The organism is Burkholderia sp. BCC0397, assembly GCF_902832865.1.
GTDB lineage: Bacteria > Pseudomonadota > Gammaproteobacteria > Burkholderiales > Burkholderiaceae > Burkholderia.
In genome coordinates, this window is the sequence record NZ_CADFDL010000006.1 from 84,716 (window position 1) to 106,494 (window position 21,779).

Consider the following 21,779-nt stretch of genomic DNA (forward strand, 5'->3'; position numbering starts at 1 on the left):
CATTCGGCGCGCGCCAAAGGACGCGCTCAGCGATAGACGCTTGACGGTGTACATCAAAGCTCGCGGAGAAACTCAATCAATGCCGCGTTGACGAAATCGGGCGCCTCCTGTTGCAGCCAATGCCCTGCTTGCGGAACGACTCGAGAGGCTGACAGCTTGGGCACGATCTGAGGCATGCCGCCAATAATTTCCTGCATGCCTGGCATTGCCAGACCTGTGTCTCGCTCGCCGACAAGGTACAGGGAGGGAACCTTGACGAGCAGGCCCTCGAAAGCCGATTGCACTTCCCAATTGCGGTCGAGGTTGCGATAGTAATTCAATCCACCGCGAAATCCAGAAATGCTGAATGCTCGGACAAACTGGTCGAGGTCGGTGGGTGCGAGCCACGCAGGTAACAAAGGTGGATCAATCAGAGAGTCGAGGAGCCCGTCACTGCGGGGCACTAGTCCGAATGGATTGGGCGTGTTCGCGTCACGGATTCCGACGTCGCCTGATGCAGAAAAATAGATCTTGCGCAACGTGGCCCTAACGTCACGCTCGAATTCGCTTTCGGCCAACCCGGGTTCGGAGAAATAATGCGTGTAGAACCACGCTTGGTCAGTCTGCGGGAAAAGCCGGCTCGGCGCCATCGGCGCGCGGCCCATCATTGGTATTCCGAGCGCGGCGACAGCGCGAAAGCGGTCAGGGCGAAGCAGCGCGGCTTGCCAGGCGATGGTTGCGCCCCAATCGTTCCCGACAACAACTGCGTTGCGTTCTCCAAGAATATCAACGAGCGCTACCAGGTCACCGACAACGTCCAATGTTGTGTACTGTTCAATTGCCGTTGGACACTCGCTTGATCCGTAACCACGCAGATCCGGTGCTATCGCGTGAAAGCCGGCTTGCGCAAGTGCCGCCAGTTGATGGCGCCAGGCATGCGAAGTCTCGGGAAAGCCGTGACAAAGAAGCACCAATGGGCCGTCGCCTTGTTCAGCCACGTGTAAGCGAATTCCGTTTGCTTCAATAAAGGTTTGACGGTATGCGGTCATGGGCTGTTCCGGAAAGGTGGTCGCACGCAGCAATCTGAATATAGCGTAACATCAAAAGTTACGAATTATCAAGTTTCCACTTATGCAACGCGATACCCGACTGGCTCGACTTCTGCACATCCTCATCCACATGCATCTTCGCGGAGGCGCAACAACTTCAGAGACGATTGCGCAAATGCTGCACACGAATGCGGCCTTTGTTCGCCGAACGATGGCGTCGTTACGCGAATCGGGGTTTGTTAAGTCGACCGGTGGTCCAGGCGGTGGATGGGTGCTCGCCTGTGACCTCGAAGACCTGACGGCGAGAGATGTCTACCAAGCCATTGGACACACCGCGCCGTTTGTGATTGGGTTAGCCGACGACAATCGCTCTTGCCCGGTGGAGGCGGCCGTAAATCGCCACATCAGCGAGACGTTGGGTTCGGCAGAAACCTTGTTGCTTGAATCGCTTGGCAAACGGCGACTCTCCGAGATCGCGCATGACGTGGTTTCGTCAAAGCCGCGCAAAACGAATGAATAGTCTCGCGGAGCAACGGAACGGGCGGCAATGGAGGCAGGCATCACGCGCCTGGCCGACAACGATTTAAGCCATGAACGTGTGTCGGCTTGTAGCCCACGAGCAGCTGTCGGTTCGTGTGCTGTCAACGTCGCTTGTTGGCCGAGTGCCGACGGTCTTCCCCGCGTTCCCCGGAAATCCGCGATGAACCAAAAATATTTGCCATCCCCGCGACGGATTTCCCGGCGCTCCCGCGTTAAACGTGGGTACGCACCGCAAGAGAGCCCGTCATGGACCACCCGAACGACATCTCACCGGCCGCGATCGCGCTGAACCGCTTCGGTCTCGGCGCGCGAGCCGACGAAGCGCCGCCTGCCGACCCGAAGGCCGCTTTGCTCGCCCAGTTCGACCGCTACGACGCACGGCCCGCCGCATGGGCCGGCGAGCCGGACGCGGTCACGCTCGCCACTCGCTTCGCGAACACCCGAAACGCGATGACGTCCGACGACGCGGCCGCGAAGCGCGCGACCGAGCAATCGATCCGCCGCGACGGCTACGACGCATATCGCAGCGCCGTCGCCGCGCGCATGAACAGCGCGCTGAACACGCCCGCGCCGTTCGTCGAGCGTCTCGTGCACTTCTGGGCGAACCATTTCGCGGTGTCGGTCGACAAGGGGCAGGTGGCCGCGTACGCGGGCGCATTCGAACGCGACGCGATCCGCCCGCACGTGCTCGGCCGTTTCGAGGACATGCTCGTCGCCGTCGAGCAGCATCCCGCGATGCAGGTGTTCCTCGATCAGGCGCGCTCGGTCGGTCCCGACAGCCCGGCCGCGCTGCGTGCGCAAGCACGCAACCCGTCGGCGAAGCGCGGGCTCAACGAGAACCTCGCACGCGAAATCATGGAGCTGCATACGCTCGGCGTGCGCACGGGTTACACGCAAGCCGACGTGACGGAGTTCGCCCGCGCATTGACCGGCTGGAGCATCGCCGGCGGGCGTGGGCCGCAACCGGGCGATGCGGCGCCCGGCGCATTCGTGTTCCGCCCGAATCTGCACGAACCAGGCACGCGCGCGGTGATAGGCCGCACCTACGATCAACCGGGCGAAGCGCAGGCGCGCGCGATCCTGCACGACCTCGCGCGCTCGGAGGCGACCGGCCGGCACATCGCGTTTCAGCTCGCCCGTCATTTCGTCGCCGACACGCCGCCGCCCGCGCTGACCGATCGGCTCGCGCGTGCATTCGATGCGAGTGGCGGCGACCTGCCGACCGTCTATCGCGCGCTCGTCGATGCGCCCGACGCGTGGTCGCCGGTCGACCGCAAGTTCAAGACGCCGTGGGAGTGGGCCGTATCGTCGCTGCGCGGGCTCGGCTGGCGCGACACCGGTGACCTGAAGGCCGCGCCGCTGCTGGCTCAACTCGGCCAGCCGGTGTGGCGGCCGGGCTCGCCGGCCGGCTACGACGACGTCGCTGCGAGTTGGGCTGCGCCCGACGCACTCGTGCGCCGCGTCGAGATCGCGCAGCGTCTGGCCGCGCGTACGGGCGACCGGCTCGATCCGCGCACGCTCGGCAACACGCTGCTCGCCGGTTCGATGAGCGCGCCGACCGCGACCGCACTGTCGCGCGCCGAAAGCGCGACCACGTCGCTCGCGCTGCTGCTCGTATCGCCCGATTTCCAACGGAGATGACCATGGCCGTGTCTTTTTCCCGCCGACAATTCCTGAGCGTTGCCGCCGCCGGCGCGGGCGCGATCCTCGTCGCGCCGCGGATCGTGTTCGCGAACGTCGAGACCGACCGGCGCTTCGTGTTCGTGATCCAGCGCGGCGCGGCCGACGGCCTGAACATCGTCGTCCCGTATGCGGAGCCCGCGTATGCGTCGCTGCGCGGCCCGCTCGCGATCGACACGGCGGCCGCGACGCGGCTCGACGGTACGTTCGCGCTGCATCCGTCGCTCGCGCAGACCGCGCAGTTGTACCGCGACGGCCAGGCGCTGTTCGTCCATGCGATTGCGTCGCCGTATCGCGACCGCTCGCATTTCGACGGCCAGAACGTGCTCGAAACGGGCGGCCGTGCGCCGTACCAGGTGAGGGACGGCTGGCTGAACCGGCTCGCCGCGCTGCTGCCGGCGACGCGCGACAGCGCGATCGCGTTCGCGCCGACCGTGCCGCTCGCGTTGCGCGGCACGGTGCAGGCCGCGTCGTATGCGCCGTCCGGCTTGCCGGCCGCGCCGGACGATCTGCTCACGCGCGTGTCGGCGCTCTACGAAGCCGACGCGCAACTCGGCCCGTTGTGGCAATCGGCGATGGAAGCACGCGGCCTCGCCGGCGATGCGCATGCCCGGCAGGACCCGGCCGGCGTCGGCAAGCTTGCCGCGACGTTTCTCGCGCGCGACGACGGCCCGCGGATCGCGATGATCGAGACGGGCGGCTGGGATACGCACAGCGCGCAGAACGCGCGGCTCGCGAATCAGCTGAAGGCGCTCGACACGATGCTCGCCGCGCTGCGCGATGGCCTCGGGCCTGCGTGGCAGCAGACCACGGTGCTGGTCGCGACCGAGTTCGGCCGCACGGCCGCGGTGAACGGCACGGGCGGCACCGATCACGGGCAGGCGTCGGTCGCGATGCTTGCGGGCGGCGCGGTCGCCGGCGGCCGCGTGATCGCCGACTGGCCGGGGTTGCGGCCGGGCGACCTGTACGAAGGGCGCGACCTGAAGCCGACTGCGTCGCTCGACGCGCTGATCGCGGGCGCGGCCGCCGACAGCCTGCGGCTCGATCCCCGCCGCACCGCGGCTGCGCTGTTCGCGGAAAGCGGCGCGACGCGGCCGATGACGGGCCTGATTCGCGGGGCCGCGTGACGCGGCACATGCGTGCGTTCGTCCCCGCCAACCGATTACACAACAGGGAGAACTCGAGATGATGAAGATCCGATCCGTTTCGCTCGCCGTGCTGGTGAGCGCGAGTGCCGTGCTGATGTCCGCGTGCGTGGTCGAACCCGTGCGGCCGCCGCAGCCGGCGCCCGTCGTCGAGGTGGCGCCGCCGCCGCCCGCGCCCGGCTATCGCTGGGCGAAGGGGCATTACCGGTGGGCCGGCAATCACTGGGCATGGGTGCCCGGGCATTGGGTCGGCGTGTACTGATCCGGAACGCCTTTCACGGTGCGCGCGCTGGATGACGGCGGCGCACGCTGCCCGATACCTGGCATGACGACGGGCGCGCGTGTTCGCTGGCTGCTCGCTATTACGCGACGTGGCTTGCCCGTCCCCGCGCTGCCGCGATGCGGACATGTCGCCGAAACGACAATCGGCATCGCCTGACCGATCCCCGTTCCCCTCCCGACCGCCCCACCCGGAAACCATCGTGGGCCTGACGCAGCCGCCCCGCCGGCCGCCGTTCGCGACATTCCATTCTCCTGACGAATTCGAAGCGCAATGCCGCGCTTGAATGCCTGCCGCCTTAGGGAGGGGGGCCCCCGTTCAGGGGATGGTTTGCGCACCCGTGCGGCGCGAACATGACGTCACCGGGATGCCACTCACGCGATACGCGCTCAACCCAGCGCTCAACCCCTTGTGACAGCCCGACATTCCTTTACAGACTCAAGGAGAGGTCAATGCAGGACGACACATGGGCACCGGCATCGTCGGCCTACGCCTACCCGCTGCTGATCAAGCAGTTGCTGCATACGCCGTTCAAGCAAGCCGCCGATCAGGAGATCGTCTATCGGGGCGATCTGCGGATCAGCTATGCGGCGCTTCGCGAACGGATCGGCCGCCTCGCGAACGCGCTGGCTCGCGCCGGCGTACGGCACGGCGACACTGTCGCGGTGATGGACTGGGACAGCCATCGCTATCTCGAGTGCTATTTCGCGGTGCCGATGATGGGCGCCGTACTGCAGACGGTGAACGTGCGGCTGTCGCAGGACGAGATCGCGTACACGATCGATCATGCCGGCGCGGACGTCCTGCTCGTGCATGCCGATTTTCTGCCGGTCGTCGATGCGATCCGTGATCGGCTGACGAGCGTTCGCGCCTTCGTCCTGATCGACGAGCCGGGCAGCGAACCCTGCACGCATGCGATTCCGTTCGGCGACGAATACGAGACGATGCTCGCGGCGAGCCCGGTCGATTATGCGTTTCCCGATTTCGACGAGAACACGCGGGCGACGACGTTCTACACGACCGGCACGACCGGCTTGCCGAAGGGCGTGCATTTCTCGCACCGCCAGCTCGTGTTGCACACGCTCGCGATGATGGCGGCGTTGTCGAGCCCGGCATCGGGCCAGCGTTTCCATCGCGGCGACGTCTACATGCCGCTCACGCCGATGTTCCATGTGCACGCGTGGGGAATGCCTTACGTCGCGACGGTACTTGGCGTGAAGCAGGTGTATCCGGGCCGCTATGTGCCCGAGCGCATCGTGAAGCTCGTGCAGGACGAGGGCGTCACGTTCTCGCACTGCGTTGCCACGATCCTGCACATGCTGCTCGGTTGCGATGCGGCCGCGACGGCCGATCTCGGCCGCTGGAAGATCGTGATCGGCGGCGGCGCGTTGCCGCAAGGGCTGGCGCGCACCGCGCTCGCGCACGGCATCGACATCTTCGCGGGCTACGGGATGTCGGAGACCTGCCCCGTGCTGAGCCTCGCGCAATTGCCGCCGGGCGCGGAGCAGCTCGCCGCCGACGAACAGGTGCGTCTGCGCTGCCAGGCGGGCTGGCCCGTGCCGCTCGTCGACCTGCGGATCGTCGACGACGACATGGACGACCAGCCGCAGGACGGCCAGGCGTATGGCGAGATCGTCGCGCGCGCGCCGTGGCTCACGCAGAGCTATCTGAACAATCCTGAGGCATCCGAAACGCTCTGGGCGGGTGGCTATCTGCATACGCAGGACGTCGGCAACGTCGATCCGTCCGGCGCGCTGCAGATCACCGACCGCATCAAGGACGTGATCAAGTCGGGCGGCGAATGGATCTCGTCGCTCGAGATCGAGAACCTGATTTCGCTGTATCCGGGCGTCGCCGAAGTCGCGGTGATCGGTGTGCGCGACGACAAATGGGGTGAGCGGCCAGTGGCGGTCGTGGTGCGCAAGGCCGGCTTCACGGTCAGCGAAGAAGGCATCCGCTCGCATGTGACGGGCTTCAGCGCGACCGGACGTATCTCGAAGTACGCGGTGCCGAAGGCCGTCCGCTTCGTCGACGTGATCGACAAGACGAGTGTCGGGAAGATCGACAAGAAGGCGCTGCGCGCCCAATTCGCATGAATGGTTGCAAGGAGCAGAACATGAGCATCACCGAATACCGCATTGCCAGCATCGACGATTTCGTGGGCCGCGAGCTTGGCGTGTCGGACTGGGTTCTCGTCGACCAGGCGCGCATCGACGCGTTCGCCGCGTGCACGGGCGATCGTCAATGGATTCACGTCGACATCGAGCGCGCGAAACGCGAAAGCCCGTTCGGCGGCACGATCGCGCACGGCTATCTGACGTTGTCGCTGCTGGCCGCGCTTGCGATCGAGGTCGGCCTGATTCCGGAGGACGCATCCGCCGGACTGAACTACGGACTCGACAAGGTGCGCTTCATGACGCCGGTGAAGGCGGGCGCGCGCGTGCGCAATCGCGTGACGCTGGTGTCGGTCGTGAAGAAGGCCGGCGGCCGCGTGCTGATCAAGGCGATGAACGAACTGCAGGTCGAAGGCGCGGACACGCCGGCGCTAGTCGCCGAAACCCTCGCGCTGCTGGTCGCGTGACGAAGCACGCACCGGCTACCCGAATACCCGAATCGAGGAACAGAGAAATGACAACCACCGAACAACCGGCCCGTACCGCGTCCGCGGACGAAATCGCGTCCGCCGCGGCGGACGGCATGCTGGGCCCGAACCCGTTCGTCGGGCTGCGGCCGCGCGACATCCTGGCCACCGTGCAGCAACTCGTCGCGCAGGCGATGCGGCAGCCGTCACTGGTCGCCCGGCAGGAGACCGTGCTCGCCCGCGAGATGACGCGCGTGCTGTTCGGCACGGCCGATATCGAACCGCCGCAAGGCGATCGTCGCTTCGCCGATCCGGCATGGCACGACAACGCGCTGTACCGGATGACGATGCAGGGCTACTTCGCGTGGCGCGATGCGTTCACGGGCTTCGTCGACCGTTCCGCGCTCGATCCGAAGAGCAAGGAGCGTGCGCAATTCGTGCTGTCGCTGTTTGCCGACGCGATGTCGCCGACCAACACGCTGCTGGGTAATCCGGCCGCGCTGAAGAAGATCGTCGAGTCGGGCGGCGCGAGCCTGGTCGGCGGCGCGAAGAACCTCGTCGCCGACTTGCTCGGCAACCGGGGCATGCCCGCGCAGGTGGACAAGACGGCATTCGAGGTCGGCCGGAATCTTGGCACGTCGCCGGGCGTGGTGGTGTTCCGCAATGAGGTGCTGGAGCTGATCCAGTACGCACCGGCAACCGCGCAGGTCTACAGCCGCCCGCAACTCATCGTGCCGCCGCAGATCAACAAGTTCTACGTGTTCGACCTGTCGGAAGGCAAGAGCATCGTCGATTACCTCGTGAAGCAGGAATTCCAGGTGTTCGCGGTGAGCTGGCGCAATCCGACCGCCGAGCACGGCGACTGGGATCTCGATACTTATGTGCGTGCGCTGCTCGAGGCGATCGACGCCGTGCGCGACATCACGGGCAGCGACGACGTGAACCTGCACGGCGCGTGTTCCGGCGCGATGACGATCTCGGCGCTGCTCGGCCACCTCGCGTGCCGCGGCGAGAAGACGGTGAACGCGACGACGCTGATGGTGGCCGTGCTCGACAACACGGCCGATTCGCAGCTCGGCCTGTTCGCGACGCCCGAGGCGATCGCGGCGGCCAAGCAGAGCAGCGTCGCGCGCGGCGTGCTGGCCGGGGAGGAGATGGGGCGCGTGTTCGCGTGGATGCGGCCGAACGATCTCGTGTGGAACTACTGGGTCAACAACTACCTGCTCGGCAAGACGCCACCGGCATTCGACATCCTATACTGGAACAACGACACGACGCGCCTGCCCGCGAAGCTGCATGGCGAACTGCTCGACATCTTCGCCGGCAACCTGTTCAGCAAGCCGCGTGCGCTGAGCGTGCTCGGCACGCCGATCGACCTGTCGGAGGTGACGTGCGACAAGTACGTGGTGGCGGGCATCACCGATCACATCACGCCCTGGAAGGGCGTCTACAACACGGCCCGGACGTTCGGCGGCGATACGCGGTTCGTGCTGAGTTCGAGCGGGCACATCCAGAGCCTCATCAACCCGCCGGGCAATCCGAAGGCGAAGTATTTCATCAACCCTGCGCTGCCGGCCAGTGCCGATACCTGGCTGACCGACGCGCGCGCGGAGAAGGATTCGTGGTGGAGCGACTGGCGCGACTGGCTGGCCGCACGCTCTGGCGAGCGGCGCGACGCGCCGGCCTCGCTCGGCAGCGAAGCCTTTCCGTCCGGCGTCGAGGCGCCGGGGACCTATGTCGTCGAGGCATGACGCAACCGCCGGCCGTCCGACGGCCGCATTTTTTATCCGTTTTTTTGAGGGAGATTTGACGATGGAACCGACCAATCCTGGCAACCTGTTTGCGGAATACACGAAGATGCTCACCCAGTTCAAGCTGCCCGGCATCGATGTCGGCGCGGTGATGGAAGCGCGCCGCAAGGACATCGAGGCGCTGGCCGCCGCGAATACGGCGGCGCTCGCGGGTGCGCAGACGCTCGGGCAGAAGCAGGCCGAAATCCTGCGCTCGACGCTCGCGAGCCTGCAAGCGCTGGCCGAGCAGGTTGCGACGTCGGGCGCGAAGCCGGGCGCGAACACGAGCGAACTGGTGCAAACCGCATTGCACAAGGCGCTGGCCGACATGCAGGACCTCGCGGATACGGCCTACCGTGCGCAGTCCGAGAGCATGGCCGTCATCACGAAGCGCGCGGGCGAACACATCGAGGAGCTGAAGGCGCTCCTGAAGCCGAAGGGCGGCGATGCAGGGCGCTGATGCGGCGGGCGACGACGTGCCGCCGGACCGCGCGGCTGCCTTGGCGGTCGCGCCAGGCGCGGCCGACGCCCGGGCGGCCGGCGGCGGCTTCGTGATCCGCACGATCGACGTGAACGGCCAGGTGCTGCGCGTCGGCGTGAAATCGGGCAGCGACGCGTCGCCGCCGTTGCTGATCTTCAACGGCATCGGCGCGAACCTGGAACTGCTCGAATCGTTCGTCGACGCCCTGGACGACGTGCGTGTGATCGCGTTCGACGTGCCGGGCGTCGGCGGCTCGCCGACGCCGCTCGTCCCGTACCGCTTCTCGACGCTCAGCGTGCTCGCCGACCGGCTGCTCGCGTGCCTCGGCCACGACGGGCCGGTCGACGTGCTCGGCGTGTCGTGGGGCGGGGCGCTCGCGCAGCAGTTCGCGCGGCTCTATCCGGTGCGCTGCCGGCGGCTCGTGCTCGCGGCGACGTCGCCGGGCGTCGTGATGGTGCCGGGCCGGCCGTCGGTGCTCGCGAAGCTGGCGGGGCCGCGCCGCTATACGGACCCCGGCTATCTGCGCCGGATCGGCGCGGATCTCTACGGTGGCGTGTACCGGCGCGATCCGGAACTGCTCGCGGAACACGGGCGGCACATCCAGCCGCCGCGCGGGCGCGGCTACCTATACCAGCTGCTCGCGGCGACCGGATGGTCGAGCCTGCCGTGGCTTCATGCACTGCGCCAGCCGACGCTCGTGCTGCACGGCAACGACGATCCGATCGTGCCGCTCGTGAACGCGCGGTTCATGGCCGCGCGGATTCGCCGTTCGGAGTTTCATGTGATCGACGACGGCCATCTGTTCCTGGTCGCGCGAGCCAACGAAGTGGCGCCGATGGTGAAGCGCTTTCTTCGGAAGGAAACCGACTGACGCATTGGGCCGCTCAGCTGTCCAGCCCCTGCGTCCCGAGCAGCCCGAGCGATTGCGCGACCGCAACCGCCCGGGCGCGCTTGTCCACGTCGAGTTTCACGAAAAGACTCTTGATGTGCGACTTCACGGTTTCGGGCGCGATGCCGAGCGTGCGGGCGATCTCCTTGTTCGACTGGCCGCGTGCGATCAGTTCGACGATGTCTCGTTCGCGCACGCTCAGCATGTCGCGCCCGGCGGCGCGGGCCGGCTGGGTGCCCGGCCGGTACTGCGCGCGGCAGCCGTCGAGCAGGCGCTCGATGTACGCGAGCAGGTCCTTGGTCTGCGTGGACGCGCGCGTCTGGTCGCGTACGGCTTGCAGCAACTGGCCGATCTCCGGCCCCTGATCGACGATCGAGCGGTAGATGCCGGCCGGGGCCGCGATCTCGAGCACGTCGCGGAACGTATCGATCGCCGATGTGCGTTCGCCGCCGCGCAGCCGGACCAGCGCGAGCACGGTTTTCAGGCGCAGCGCCAGATAGTCGCTGTGCCGCAGCGACGCGCAGCGCAGGCCGTCGTTCAGCGCGTCGACCGCGCGCTGCAGGTCGTTGCGGGCCATCGCGACGCAGGCCGTGGCCAGCGCGCGATACGTGTCGATTTCGAGCGACGCATCGGCCGGCGCGACGCCGTCGCCGTCGGCGAGCCGGTCGAGCTGCATGACGCACGCGGCAGCCTCGGTCAGCCGGCCTTCCGCGATGTGAAGCCGCGTGCGCTCGACGAGCGCCGCGGCAGTCAGGCGCGGCCATCCGCGCGCGTGGGCGAGCGCTTGCGCGCGATCGAGCAGCGCATGCGCGTAACGGTAATCCGCAACGGAGGCCGCGATGCGGATCAGCAGCTTGTACGCGATCAGCACGCTGTCGAGCAGCACGGCGACGTCGATCACGGGCATCAGGTCGATGACGAGCGCATGCGCCTCGTCGAGTCGACCCTGTTCGTAACGGATTTGCCCGAGCATCGGCGCACAGATCGCGACCGAAATCGACTGCGGACCGCCATGCCGGTTGCCGAGCTGGATCGCTTCGGAGAAGTAGCGCTCGGCCAGATCGAAATGCATCTGCTGCAGTTCCGCATGGCCGAGCAGCGACAGCCGGTAGACCGACGCGAACACGTTGCGGCGGTCGTCGTCGCCGGAATGCGGAATCCATGGCGTCGCGTACAGCGCCTCGAGGTTGCCGGCCTTCCAGTAGCCGAAGCGCACGACGTTCGACACGACGTTGGTGGTCCATGTATCGTCCGACGCACGGTCGAGGCACGGCTGCGCCAGCGCGAAGGCGCGGCGCGGATCGTCCCGCAGCGCCGCGACGACCGAGCGGATCGCCTGGCATTCGTGGCGGATGTTGTCGGCATCGGCATCGGCATCGGCATCGGCATCCGGCGTGCGTTCGATCGTGTCGAGCATCGCCAGCGCGTCGTCGAAACGCATCGCGAGCGCCATGCCCCAGGCGATCGCCAGCGACACGCGGACCTGGCCTTTCATCAGGTCGGCGGGGAACTGGCGTTGCCAGCCGAGCAGCGTCAACAGGTCGCCGCGCATCACGAGCGTCATCGCACAGTGCGCCATCAGCGCGACGGCCTCGTCGCGAGCGCCGGCCGCGAGCGCGTGCGTGACCGCATCGGTCCACAGCGATTGCTGCGCGTACCAATGCGATGCGCGACGATGCAGGGCGGCCACCGCGTCGCCGCACTGCGCCGACAGCCGCTGCCGCAGGTATTCGGCCATCAGCGGGTGATAGCGGAACCATTGGCTATCCTGATCGAGCGGCTGGAGCAGCAGTTGCCGTGCGACGATCGTGTCGAGCATCCGCCGGCTCGTCGCGACGCCCGTCACGGCTTCGCATAGCGGCGCGCTCAGCCGGTCGAGCACCGACGTGCGCAGCATGAAGTCGACGAGGTCTGCCGGCAACCGTTCGAGCATCCCTTCGAGGTAGGCCGCGAACGGTCGCGACGCGCCCGACGGCATGCAGGCAGTGTCGTTGCCCGGCGCGCCGCCACGCTTGAGCACCGACGCGGCGATCCGCAACGCGGCTGCCCACCCTTCGGTGCTGACGAACAGCGACTTGACGGTCGAATCGACGAGGATGTCCGGGCATTCGCGCCGGACGAACGACTGCGTCTCGTCGAAGCTGAAGCGCAGTTCGGCCGCGTCGATCTCCAGCAGCTCGTTGTGCGCCCTGAGCCGCCCGAGCGGCAGTGCGGGCTCGGTGCGCGTGCAGATCACGACATGCACCTGCGACGGCGCATGCTCGATGAAATACGCGACGCCCGCGTGGATCGTCGGCATGCCGATCAGGTGATAGTCGTCGATGAACAGATACAGCTCGTCGTCGACGTCGACCAGCTCGTTGATCAGCGTCGACACGATCGCGTCGGGCGGCACCAGCGACGCGTCGGCGGACAGGCAGGCCGCGGCGATGCCGATGTCGCCGCACGCTTGCTGCAGTGCCTGCGTGAAATAGTGGAAGAAGCGGGCCGGTTCGTCGTCGCCGATGTCGAGCGACAGCCAGCCGGTGAGCGCGCCGTGCGCGTGCAGGCGATCGAGCCAGAGGCGGGCGAGCGAGGTCTTGCCGAAACCGGCCGGTGCCTGGATCACGGTGAGCCGCTTGCTCTCGGCCTGTTCGGCGAGCTCGACGAGCCGCGGCCGGTCGATCAGATCGGCCGGCAGGCGCGGTGGAAGCACCTTGGTCGCGAGCAGCAGCGGCGGCGGCCGCTTGGCGAGCGTGGCATCGGCGACGAGCATCGGCGGCTCCGGGCGATCAGGTTGCCGTTGGCTGCCCCCCATCGACGCGCGGGTGCTCCCCCGAACGAGGGATACGCGGCGGGGCCGCGCAGCGGCACCATGCAGTCTGTCGAGGCGATCGGCGCGCGGCCGGCCAACGGTATGACCCGCCTGACCGCGACTGCCCGGGGCACGTTGCCGGGCGCGACGGTGTAGGGCTGCGTCATGGGCAAAATCATACGCCCAATCGTGGGGCGTGAGGTGGGGTGAAACGGCCGTCGTTCGTGTTGCCGTGCACAACCACGATGCGCCGCTGCATCGAATCGGGACGGTCGTATCGACAGGCGCCGGAAATGCGTTGCATTCCGGTCGGATCAACCCTATTCGCGTTCGGCGTGTCAAAAAAGCAGACCGCATGCGCGAGCCGGGAGGACAAGTCGTGTTGAACAACGTACCCCGCATCAGCGACCGTCTGCGCGAACGGACGACGACGCTTGCGGCGGATCTTTCGCCGGTCGTCGAACGCGCGTATGAAACGCTCGCCACCCTCGACGGGCATCAGTCGCTGGCGCCGGCTGCGACCCGTGACGTATTCGAATCGATCGCGATGTCGGCGACCGTCTGGTTTCGCACGCTGCTGGACGGCGCGCCGCCGTCCCTGCAGGACGTTGGCGCGTTCCAGGAAATCGGCCGCCGCCGCGTGCACCAGCGCGTGCCGCTGCAATCCACGCTGCAGGCGCTGCGCATCGGGATGCGGGAGATCTGGCGCACCTATATCGGCCTCGGCGAGGACGACCGCGCGATCGCGGACGAACTCCTGTACAGCGTATCGCCCTATCTGTTCGACTACTTCGACGTGGTCGCGCAGACCATCGTCCAGACCTATCTGGCCGAGCAGTATCAGCAGGCGCGCTGGCGCGAATCGCTGCTGCATCAGCTGTACAGCATCGTGTTTCACTCGCCGGGCGACGTCGAGGGATTCCATGCGACCGCGGAGGCGCTCGGCCTGGATTTCGCGGTGCCGCACATCGCGCTGGCGATCGATGTGGATCTTGGCGAGCATGCGCCCGCCGAGCGCGGCGAAGCATGCGAGCGCATCGCGCTCGCGGCGGCGCGGCACCTCGACACGGTGCCCGACAGTCTGGTGCGCGCGTGGCATCGCGGCCGGCTGATCCTGTGGACCCCGTGCGTGCATGGCGATTCGATCTGCCGCAGCGACCGGCTGACGACCGAGCGTGCGCGCACGCTCGCTGCTGCGCTGCCGCAGATTCGCCGGATCGGTATCGGCCTCATGAACGACGGGCCTGCGGGTTGGGCCGCGTCGGTCGAGGAGACGATGAAGGCGCTCGATGCGGCGGCGAACGACGGACGCGACAGGGTACGTCCGTACGCATCGATCTCGATCGAGGAGGGCGCGCGCCGGGCCGACAACGTGCGGCGCTATCTGGTCTCGCTGCTCGAACAGCTGTCGCCGGACCCTGAGCTGCTGGTCACGCTCGAAACCTACTTCGAACATGGACAGCGTCTCGGCAAGACGGCCGGCGCGCTCGCGATTCACGCCAACACGCTGAGCTACCGGATCGAGCGCATCGAGGCGCTGCTCGGCGCGAGCTTCGACGACGTGTCGTGGGTCGCGCGGCTCGACGTCGCGCTGAAGCTGCGCCGCGCGGGCCGCTCGCTGATCGCTAATCGCTAATCGCTAATCGCTAATCGCTAATCGCTGATCGCCGATCGCGATCGCGATGGCGATGGCGATGGCGGCCCGGTCAAGCGTTGCGGGCGGCGCGCTCGCTTTCTCCGCGCAGCTTCAGCAACGCGAGCAGCTCGCGGTCGCGCTGCGCGGCGAGCGTGTCGATCGATCGTCCGTCCGCTTCCCGCAGCACGCCGTCGGCGATCGTGCGCTGCACGTCCGGCGACAGTTGCGGCGTGCCGAGCACGTTCCACCAGGCCGTCATCGGCCCGGTGAACTGCTCGAGGAAATGCGCGATGCCGCCCTGGCCGCCGCCGAGATGGAACAGCAGCGCCGGGCCCATCAAGCCCCAGCGCAGGCCGGGACCCCAGCAGACGGCCGTGTCGGCGTCCGCGACACTGACGACGCCCGTCGAGACGAGATGCACGACCTCGCGCCACAACGCGGCCTGCAGCCGGTTCGCGACATGCCCCGGCACTTCCTTGTGCAGGCGGATCGTGCGTTTGCCGAGCGACGTGTAGAAGGCCGTCACCGTCGCGATGGTTTCCTCCGAGGTCTTCTCGCCCGACACGATCTCGACGAGCGGAATCAGGTGCGGCGGATTGAACGGATGGCCGATCACGCAGCGTTCGGGGTGCGCGCCGCAGCCGGCCTGGATCTCGCTCATCGTGAGGCCCGACGAACTCGACGCGATCGGCACGTCGGGCGGCAGCAGCGCATCGAGCTGGCCGTACAGCGTGCGCTTGAAGTCGATCCGCTCCGGGCCGTTTTCCTGCACGAGCCCCGCGCCGGCCACCGCCTCGCCGAGTTCGCGCGTGAACGTCAGGCGCGAGCGCGACGCGCCCGGCGCCAGCCCGAGTTCCTCGAGCGCGGGCCATGCCGCGTCGAGGTATTGCCGAAGCCGCTGCTCGGCATCCGGCGCGACGTCCGTCGCCGCGACGTCGAGCCCTTTTGCGAGAAACAGCGCGGCCCAGCTCGCGCCGATGACACCGGTGCCGATGACGGCGACACGCTTGATCGGGGTAGCCATGAAGACGCTCCTTCGAGACGGGGGACGGTGGTGGAGTTACACGAACGCGCTGAAGCCGGTGATCGCGCGTCCGACGATCAGCGCGTTCATCTCGCGCGTGCCTTCGTACGAGTAGAGCGCTTCCGCATCGGCGACGAAGCGGCCCACGTGATGATCGAGCAGGATGCCGTTCGCGCCGAGCAGCTCGCGGGCCCAGCCGACCGTCTCGCGCATGCGTGCCGTGCAAACGCCCTTGGCGAGCGACGCGTGTTCGTCACGCATGATGCCGGCGTCCTGCATCTGGGAGAGCCGGTAGCACAGCGCCTGCGTGGACGTGATGTTGCAGAGCATCCGGAACAGCAGGTCCTGCACGAGCTGGAAACTTGCGATGGGCCGGCCGAACTGCTGGCGCTGCTGCGCGTAGCGCAGTGCATGTTCGTATGCGCCGGTCGCGCAGCCGACCGATTCCCACGCGACGGCCGCGCGCGTCATCTTCAGCACCTGCGCGGTGTCCTTGAACGAATTCGCGTTCTGCAGCCGGTTGGCTTCGGCGACGCGACAATCCTTCAGCGTGATCAGCCCGTTCTGCACGACGCGCAGCGCCATCTTGTGCTGGATCTTTTCCACATGAAATCCCGGCGTCTTGTTCTCGACGATGAAGCCCTTGACCTGGTGGTCGGCAACGTCGCGCGCCCACACGATCGTCAGGTCGCCCCACGTCGAATTGCCGATCCATTTCTTCTGGCCGTTCAGGACCCATGTATCGCCATCGCGCCGTGCGCTCGTCGCCAGTCCGCCGGCCGCGCCCGAACCGACCTCCGGCTCCGTCAGCCCGAACGAGCCGATCTTGTCGAGCGTTGCCATGTCCGGCAGCCACGCACGCTTTTGCTCCTCCGAGCCGCAGATCGCGATCGAGCCCATCGCAAGGCCCGTGTGCACACCGAAGAACGTCGATATCGATGCGTCGACACGCGCCAGCTCCATCATCACGAAGCCCATCAGCGTCGTGCTCCTTCCGGGGCAACCGTAGCCGCTGATCGCCAGGCCCGCGATGCCGAGCGTCTTGAAGCGAGGCAGCAGTTCGAACGGGAATTCGTCGCGCATCCAGAATTCGTTGATGATCGGCTGAACCTCCTGTTCCATGAACGCGCGAACCCTGAGGCGGATCTGGTTCTCGTCGTCGGACAGTGTGCGCGTGAGCTGGTAGAAGTCGCCGTTCGCTTCGGGCAGCGAACCGGGCGGGTGATCGGTCGTGGTCATGACGAAGGTTCCGGGTAGATGAACGGGGGCGGGGCGGTCGATGCGTCAGGCAGCCGAACGAAGGTAGTCGTGAACGATCTCGCCGTTGCCGAGCGACAGGTCGGTGAGCAGATGCACGGCGGACAGCACTTCGAGCACCGGCAGCTTCGCCACCGGCGCGAGGCAGTGCGGGTGCAGTTCGAGCGACGCCGGGCCGGTCCATGCGCCCTTGATGTCGACGTCGAATGAATGGAAGCGCACGAGTTCGCACAGGCGGGCCGTGACGCCGTCGACGTGCGGAATGATCTTCAGCAGGTATCCCGGCGTCGCGAGCGAGTGGCGGACGGCCTCGACATCGAGCGCATGGTATTTGTAGGTCATCGTCGCCGTCGCGACGCGCACGCCGTTGTAGTCGAGCGTGCCGACGAGGCTGTCGTTGCGCACCTCGAGTCTCGGCGACGCGAGCACCTTCGGAAAGCCGAGCAGCTCGCGTCCGGCGGCGATGCCGGCCAGGTTGTCGAGATACATCGCATGCGTATAGCCGCCGGGGGCGCCGTCGAAGGTGACCGGAATGACCTGGCCCGATTCGGTGTACGAGCCGAGGCCGGTCGAATCGGGCATCCGAATGAACTCGTACTTGACGACGGGTTCCGCGACCTTCAGCGGCGCGGGCACGACGCGTTCGAGCGCGGCCGGGTCGGTGCGGTACGTGATGATGATGAACTCCCGGTCCACGAACCGGAACGGCGGCTTCGGATACGCGGGGCTGGTCAGTGGCATCGCGAACGCGGATGCGCGCACTTCGGCTTCGGTCATCGTATTCCCCTGAATGGAAAAATCGCGGCGTCGCATCGCGACACGGCGCATGAGAAGCGATGCGTGTCAGTCGTTGCTGTCTTGCCTGACGGCGCCGCTCTGCAACAGGCTGTCGGTATCGGCCGTCGAGAAACCCAGCGAGTCGAGCACCGAGCGCGTGTGCTCGCCCAGGCGTGGCGCGCGGCGAGGCGCTTCCTTCGGGGCGTCGGCGACGTGCAGCGGGCTCGCGACGGTATGCGTCGCGCCGACGGCCGGATCGTCGATCGGCAGGAACACGCCGTTCTCGTGCATCTGCGGATCGTTGACGATCTCGTCGGCGATCTGCACGACGCCGTAGATCACGCGCTGTGCGTCGAGCGCCTTCTTCCAGTCGGCCAGTGGCCTGCTCGCGAAAGCCGGATCGAGAATCCCGACGAGGGCTGCCGCGTGCTGCGCGCGCAGGCGGCTGTCGGCGAAGCGCGGATCGCGCAGCAAGTCCGGCAGGCCGAGCGCATTGACGAAACCGGGCCAGTCCTTCTCCTGCGCGGCGACGAGCAGCAGCCAGCGGTCGTCGGCTGTGCGGTAGGGATTGAGCAGCGCGTTCGGCGGCGTCTTGCGATTGTGCTGGCCGAAGAACCGTGCGCCGTTCAGGCCGCCTTCGATCCAGGCGGCCGCCGCCCACGCGCCTTCGGCGATCAGGGACGTGCCGACATGCCCGCCGCGGCCGGTCTTCTCGCGCCGGTAGAGGCCCGTGACGATCGCCGAATACAGTGTGCTCGCGGTCGCATGGTCGCCGATGCCGGGGATCGGCAGCGTCGGCGGGCTACCGGCGTCGTGCGTGACTTCCATCAGGCCGGTGCGCGCCCAGTACGCGGTGATGTCGAAGCCGGGCCGATCGGCTTCCGGTCCGTGTGCGCCGTAGCCGGTGATGTCGGCGTAGATCAGGCGCGGATTCAGCGGGCCGACCTGTTCGTAGGTCAGGCCGAGCGCCTGCTTCACCTTCGGCGGAAAGTTCGTGACGAGCACGTCGGCCCATTCGACGAGCCGGACGAGCACGTCTTTCGCGGCCGGATGTTTGAGATCGACGGCCAGGCCGCGCTTGTTCCGGTTCGTGAGCTGCCATGCATAGTTGCGCTCGCACACGGGATTCGGCGGCGTCGCATAGAACTGGCGATACGGATCGCCCTGGCCCGGCGGCTCGACCTTGATCACGTCCGCGCCGTAGTCCGACAGGATCGTCGTCGCGGCAGGCCCGGCGATGTAGCTGGCGAGGTCGACGACTTTCAGGTCGGAAAAGATGTTGCCGTGCGTCACGATGCCTCCCTTGCGGTGTTCCGGTTGTCAGGGCTCGCCGGCCGGCTGCGCAAGCGGTTGTGATGAACTCTAGCAACCCGACGCGCGCGCCGAACTGGAGAAATCACCAACGCGAATTGTGGAATCGCACCAAGGAGGTCTTCAGTCGTATGAGGAATGCCGGATGAGCCGCAAGATGTGCGAAATCGTTGCGTCCGCATCGATATGCGTGCCGTGCAACGTGCATTGCCGAAGCGGGAGAGGGATGCGAGGAAACCGCAAGCGCCGTCGCTTGCGGTTCGGGAAGAGGTTCGTCCGGAGCGAGGCGGGTGTCGGCGTTCCTGTTCGCGACGAGGCAGGTCCGATCGATCGAACTTCGCGGCGGGCCCGTGATGCGGGCCGTCTGCAACATCGCCGTCGAACCTTCGCATGCGATGACCGGACGTCCTTGAAAAGGTCCCGATTAGGTTCTACTGTTAAACGCACTTCGCCCGGCGGCAGGATCGAGGCGATACATGTTGCGATCATGAGCGCGTGCCACGTGAGTGATCGTCCGGTACGACGTTGTTGCTTCCAAGAAAAGCCAGACGAGGACGCCGGTGACGTATCGCATCGCATTGCTCATTGCCGTGCTGATCGCGCCATGCTTGCGGTGGAGCGCGCCGGTCCATGCGGCCGGGACGGCCACGGAAGCCGCTCCGGACACGATGCAGGCGCGCGTGATGGGGTGCGCCGCGTGCCATGGCGCGCACGGCGAGGGCACCGACAACGACTACTTCCCGCGTCTCGCCGGCAAGCCTGCCGGCTACCTGTACCAGCAGTTGCGCGCGTTTCGCGACGGTGGCCGCAAGTATCCGCCGATGAACTATCTGCTCGCCTATCTGCCCGATGCGTACCTGCGCCAGATTGCCGAGTACTTCGCCGCCCAGCATCCGCCGTATCCGCCGCCCGCGGCGCCGGTCATGGACGCCCGCGTGCTCGCGCGCGGGCAGGCGCTCGTCGTCGAAGGCGATCGCGCGCACGGCGTGCCGGCCTGTGCGAGCTGTCATGGCCGCGAGCTGACCGGCACGATGCCTGCGATTCCCGGGCTGCTCGGGCTGCATGCGACCTACGTCAGCGCGCAGCTCGGCGCATGGCGTTACGGCACGCGCCGCGCCGCGGCGCCCGACTGCATGCAGGAGATCGCGACACGCTTGTCCGGGCAGGACATCACGGCAGTCGCGGCGTGGCTTGCCGCGCAACCGGCGCCGTCGAATCCGATGCCGGCCGTGCAGGATGCATCGAGGTTGCCGCTCGTCTGCGGTAGCGTGACCCATTCCGGAGCCGCCCCGTGATTCGCCAACGACGCCACGATGCGCTCGCCGTCCTGCTTGCCTGCGGCATCGTGCTGGCGCATGCCGCCGAACCGCCGAAGCCGGCCGACCGCGCACAACTGCTCGCGCGCGGCGAGTATCTGGCACGCGCGGGCGATTGCGTCGCGTGCCACACGATCCCGGCGGGCAAGCTGTTCGGTGGCGGCCGGCCGATGGAGACGCCGTTCGGCACGATCTACGCGCCGAACATCTCGTCGGACAAGGCGACGGGCATCGGCAACTGGACGGCCGCGGAGTTCTACCGGACGATGCACGAAGGCCGGTCGCGCGACGGATCGTTCATCTATCCGGTCATGCCGTTCGCGTCGTACACGAAGGTGACGCGTGCCGATTCGGACGCGATCTACGCGTATCTGCAATCGGTGCCGCCCGTGCGTCAGCCGAACCGGTCGCACGAGCTGCGCTTCCCGTTCGATCAGCGCCAGTTGCTGCTCGGGTGGCGCACGCTGTTCTTCCGCCAGGGCGAGTACCAGCCCGATCCCGCGCAGCCTGCCGAATGGAATCGCGGCGCCTACCTCGTCGAAGGGCTCGGCCACTGCACGATGTGCCACACGGAGATCAATGCGCTGGGCGGCAACAAGCGGTCGAAGGAATACCAGGGCGGCCTGATTCCGTTGCAGCAGTGGTATGCACCGTCGTTGACGTCGAATCGCGAAGCGGGCCTCGGCGCATGGAACCTGACCGACATCGCCGATCTGCTTCAGGCCGGCGTATCGCAACGCGGTGCGGTATACGGGCCGATGGCCGAAGTCGTCTACGACAGCTTCCAGTACCTGAACGACGACGACGTGCGCGCGGTCGCGGTGTATCTGAAATCGCTGCCGGGGCGCGCGGGCGAGGTCGACAGCGCGCCGCCGCCGTCGGCCGTCACGGAGGAGACCAACCGCCTCGCGCCGCTCGGGCACAAGATCTACGACGCCCAGTGCGCGGTGTGCCATGCCGCCGACGGACGGGGCAAACCCCCGCATTTCCCGCCGCTCGCGAACAACCAGTCGATCCAGATGACGTCCTCGGTCAATCCGATCCGCATGGTGCTGAACGGCGGCTATGCGCCCGGCACGCGCAGGAACCCGATGCCGTACGGGATGCCGCCGTTCGCGCAGTCGCTGTCGGACGAGGAGGTGGCGGCCGTCGTCACGTTCATTCGCACCGCGTGGGGCAATCACGGCAAGCCGGTGAGCGCGAAGGAAGTCAACGCGCTGCGCTCGGCGCCGATCTTCTGAGGACACGAT

At 67.1% G+C, this 21,779-nt stretch carries 18 protein-coding genes; 12 read left to right on the forward strand and 6 right to left on the reverse strand.

Translation table 11 applies throughout. The features are described from left to right. Window positions 1-53: 53 nt before the first annotated feature. Window positions 54-1,028, reverse strand: a complete 975-nt coding sequence (locus HWX03_RS19845) for an alpha/beta hydrolase (RefSeq protein ID WP_174430875.1) — start codon at window positions 1,026-1,028, stop codon at window positions 54-56. Window positions 1,029-1,110: 82 nt separating this feature from the next. On the opposite strand from HWX03_RS19845, the gene HWX03_RS19850 reads away from it, so the two are divergent. The 9 genes from HWX03_RS19850 (at window position 1,111) to phaZ (ending at window position 10,396) form a co-directional block, all read left to right on the forward strand. Then, window positions 1,111-1,548: an Rrf2 family transcriptional regulator gene (locus tag HWX03_RS19850; protein ID WP_175872374.1), complete on the forward strand. Its 438-nt coding sequence runs from the start codon at window positions 1,111-1,113 to the stop codon at window positions 1,546-1,548. Between the two features lie 266 nt (window positions 1,549-1,814). Beyond that, entirely contained in the window at window positions 1,815-3,209 is a 1,395-nt protein-coding gene (locus tag HWX03_RS19855) for a DUF1800 domain-containing protein (RefSeq protein WP_175872375.1), read from the forward strand. 2 nt (window positions 3,210-3,211) lie between these two features. Further along, window positions 3,212-4,375, forward strand: a complete 1,164-nt coding sequence (locus HWX03_RS19860) for a DUF1501 domain-containing protein (protein WP_175872376.1) — start codon at window positions 3,212-3,214, stop codon at window positions 4,373-4,375. Between the two features lie 61 nt (window positions 4,376-4,436). Further along, window positions 4,437-4,655, forward strand: coding sequence for a YXWGXW repeat-containing protein (locus HWX03_RS19865; RefSeq protein WP_011547630.1), 219 nt, complete (start codon window positions 4,437-4,439; stop codon window positions 4,653-4,655). A 470-nt stretch (window positions 4,656-5,125) separates the two neighbouring features. Next, window positions 5,126-6,769 (forward strand): fatty acid--CoA ligase, encoded by a 1,644-nt coding sequence (locus HWX03_RS19870; protein ID WP_175872377.1) that lies wholly within the window; start codon window positions 5,126-5,128, stop codon window positions 6,767-6,769. A 20-nt stretch (window positions 6,770-6,789) separates the two neighbouring features. Next, entirely contained in the window at window positions 6,790-7,254 is a 465-nt protein-coding gene (locus HWX03_RS19875) for a MaoC family dehydratase (protein WP_175872378.1), read from the forward strand. 47 nt (window positions 7,255-7,301) lie between these two features. After that, window positions 7,302-9,005, forward strand: a complete 1,704-nt coding sequence (locus tag HWX03_RS19880; protein WP_175872379.1) for an alpha/beta fold hydrolase — start codon at window positions 7,302-7,304, stop codon at window positions 9,003-9,005. Between the two features lie 61 nt (window positions 9,006-9,066). Beyond that, on the forward strand, window positions 9,067-9,504 hold the full coding sequence (locus HWX03_RS19885; protein WP_174430868.1) for a phasin family protein: 438 nt from the start codon (window positions 9,067-9,069) through the stop codon (window positions 9,502-9,504). After that, window positions 9,491-10,396 carry a poly(3-hydroxyalkanoate) depolymerase gene (gene phaZ, locus HWX03_RS19890; protein WP_175872380.1) on the forward strand — a complete coding sequence of 302 codons (906 nt, stop codon included), beginning with the start codon at window positions 9,491-9,493 and terminating at the stop codon, window positions 10,394-10,396. The genes HWX03_RS19885 and phaZ overlap by 14 nt, the downstream gene beginning before the upstream one ends. 13 nt (window positions 10,397-10,409) lie before the next feature. Here phaZ and HWX03_RS19895 read toward each other — a convergent pair whose 3' ends face one another. After that, window positions 10,410-13,169, reverse strand: coding sequence for a LuxR C-terminal-related transcriptional regulator (locus HWX03_RS19895; protein WP_175872381.1), 2,760 nt, complete (start codon window positions 13,167-13,169; stop codon window positions 10,410-10,412). Window positions 13,170-13,587: 418 nt separating this feature from the next. Here HWX03_RS19895 and HWX03_RS19900 point away from each other — a divergent pair, with 418 nt between their 5' ends. Next, complete coding sequence (locus HWX03_RS19900; RefSeq protein WP_244132693.1) at window positions 13,588-14,844, forward strand: helix-turn-helix domain-containing protein; 1,257 nt, start codon at window positions 13,588-13,590, stop codon at window positions 14,842-14,844. Window positions 14,845-14,914: 70 nt separating this feature from the next. On the opposite strand, the gene HWX03_RS19905 is transcribed toward HWX03_RS19900, so the two are convergent. The 4 genes from HWX03_RS19905 to HWX03_RS19920 form a co-directional block, all read right to left on the reverse strand. Then, window positions 14,915-15,868: a 3-hydroxyacyl-CoA dehydrogenase NAD-binding domain-containing protein gene (locus HWX03_RS19905; RefSeq protein WP_175872382.1), complete on the reverse strand. Its 954-nt coding sequence runs from the start codon at window positions 15,866-15,868 to the stop codon at window positions 14,915-14,917. A 36-nt stretch (window positions 15,869-15,904) separates the two neighbouring features. Beyond that, window positions 15,905-17,107 carry an acyl-CoA dehydrogenase family protein gene (locus HWX03_RS19910; protein ID WP_175872383.1) on the reverse strand — a complete coding sequence of 401 codons (1,203 nt, stop codon included), beginning with the start codon at window positions 17,105-17,107 and terminating at the stop codon, window positions 15,905-15,907. Window positions 17,108-17,152: 45 nt separating this feature from the next. Continuing rightward, complete coding sequence (locus HWX03_RS19915; RefSeq protein ID WP_174430863.1) at window positions 17,153-17,902, reverse strand: acetoacetate decarboxylase; 750 nt, start codon at window positions 17,900-17,902, stop codon at window positions 17,153-17,155. A gap of 66 nt (window positions 17,903-17,968) precedes the next feature. Continuing rightward, complete coding sequence (locus HWX03_RS19920; RefSeq protein WP_175872384.1) at window positions 17,969-19,195, reverse strand: CoA transferase; 1,227 nt, start codon at window positions 19,193-19,195, stop codon at window positions 17,969-17,971. 686 nt (window positions 19,196-19,881) lie between these two features. On the opposite strand from HWX03_RS19920, the gene HWX03_RS19925 reads away from it, so the two are divergent. Then, window positions 19,882-20,508: a c-type cytochrome gene (locus HWX03_RS19925; RefSeq protein ID WP_175872587.1), complete on the forward strand. Its 627-nt coding sequence runs from the start codon at window positions 19,882-19,884 to the stop codon at window positions 20,506-20,508. 47 nt (window positions 20,509-20,555) lie between these two features. Continuing rightward, complete coding sequence (locus HWX03_RS19930) at window positions 20,556-21,770, forward strand: cytochrome c (protein WP_244132724.1); 1,215 nt, start codon at window positions 20,556-20,558, stop codon at window positions 21,768-21,770. Window positions 21,771-21,779 lie beyond the last annotated feature (9 nt).

Coding starts and splice junctions, on each gene's coding strand:
- HWX03_RS19845 (WP_174430875.1), bottom strand. CDS start 1,028: ATGACCGCATACCGTCAAACCTTTATTGAAGCAAACGGAATTCGCTTA.
- HWX03_RS19850 (WP_175872374.1), top strand. CDS start 1,111: ATGCAACGCGATACCCGACTGGCTCGACTTCTGCACATCCTCATCCAC.
- HWX03_RS19855 (WP_175872375.1), top strand. CDS start 1,815: ATGGACCACCCGAACGACATCTCACCGGCCGCGATCGCGCTGAACCGC.
- HWX03_RS19860 (WP_175872376.1), top strand. CDS start 3,212: ATGGCCGTGTCTTTTTCCCGCCGACAATTCCTGAGCGTTGCCGCCGCC.
- HWX03_RS19865 (WP_011547630.1), top strand. CDS start 4,437: ATGAAGATCCGATCCGTTTCGCTCGCCGTGCTGGTGAGCGCGAGTGCC.
- HWX03_RS19870 (WP_175872377.1), top strand. CDS start 5,126: ATGCAGGACGACACATGGGCACCGGCATCGTCGGCCTACGCCTACCCG.
- HWX03_RS19875 (WP_175872378.1), top strand. CDS start 6,790: ATGAGCATCACCGAATACCGCATTGCCAGCATCGACGATTTCGTGGGC.
- HWX03_RS19880 (WP_175872379.1), top strand. CDS start 7,302: ATGACAACCACCGAACAACCGGCCCGTACCGCGTCCGCGGACGAAATC.
- HWX03_RS19885 (WP_174430868.1), top strand. CDS start 9,067: ATGGAACCGACCAATCCTGGCAACCTGTTTGCGGAATACACGAAGATG.
- phaZ (WP_175872380.1), top strand. CDS start 9,491: ATGCAGGGCGCTGATGCGGCGGGCGACGACGTGCCGCCGGACCGCGCG.
- HWX03_RS19895 (WP_175872381.1), bottom strand. CDS start 13,169: ATGCTCGTCGCCGATGCCACGCTCGCCAAGCGGCCGCCGCCGCTGCTG.
- HWX03_RS19905 (WP_175872382.1), bottom strand. CDS start 15,868: ATGGCTACCCCGATCAAGCGTGTCGCCGTCATCGGCACCGGTGTCATC.
- HWX03_RS19910 (WP_175872383.1), bottom strand. CDS start 17,107: ATGACCACGACCGATCACCCGCCCGGTTCGCTGCCCGAAGCGAACGGC.
- HWX03_RS19915 (WP_174430863.1), bottom strand. CDS start 17,902: ATGACCGAAGCCGAAGTGCGCGCATCCGCGTTCGCGATGCCACTGACC.
- HWX03_RS19925 (WP_175872587.1), top strand. CDS start 19,882: ATGCAGGCGCGCGTGATGGGGTGCGCCGCGTGCCATGGCGCGCACGGC.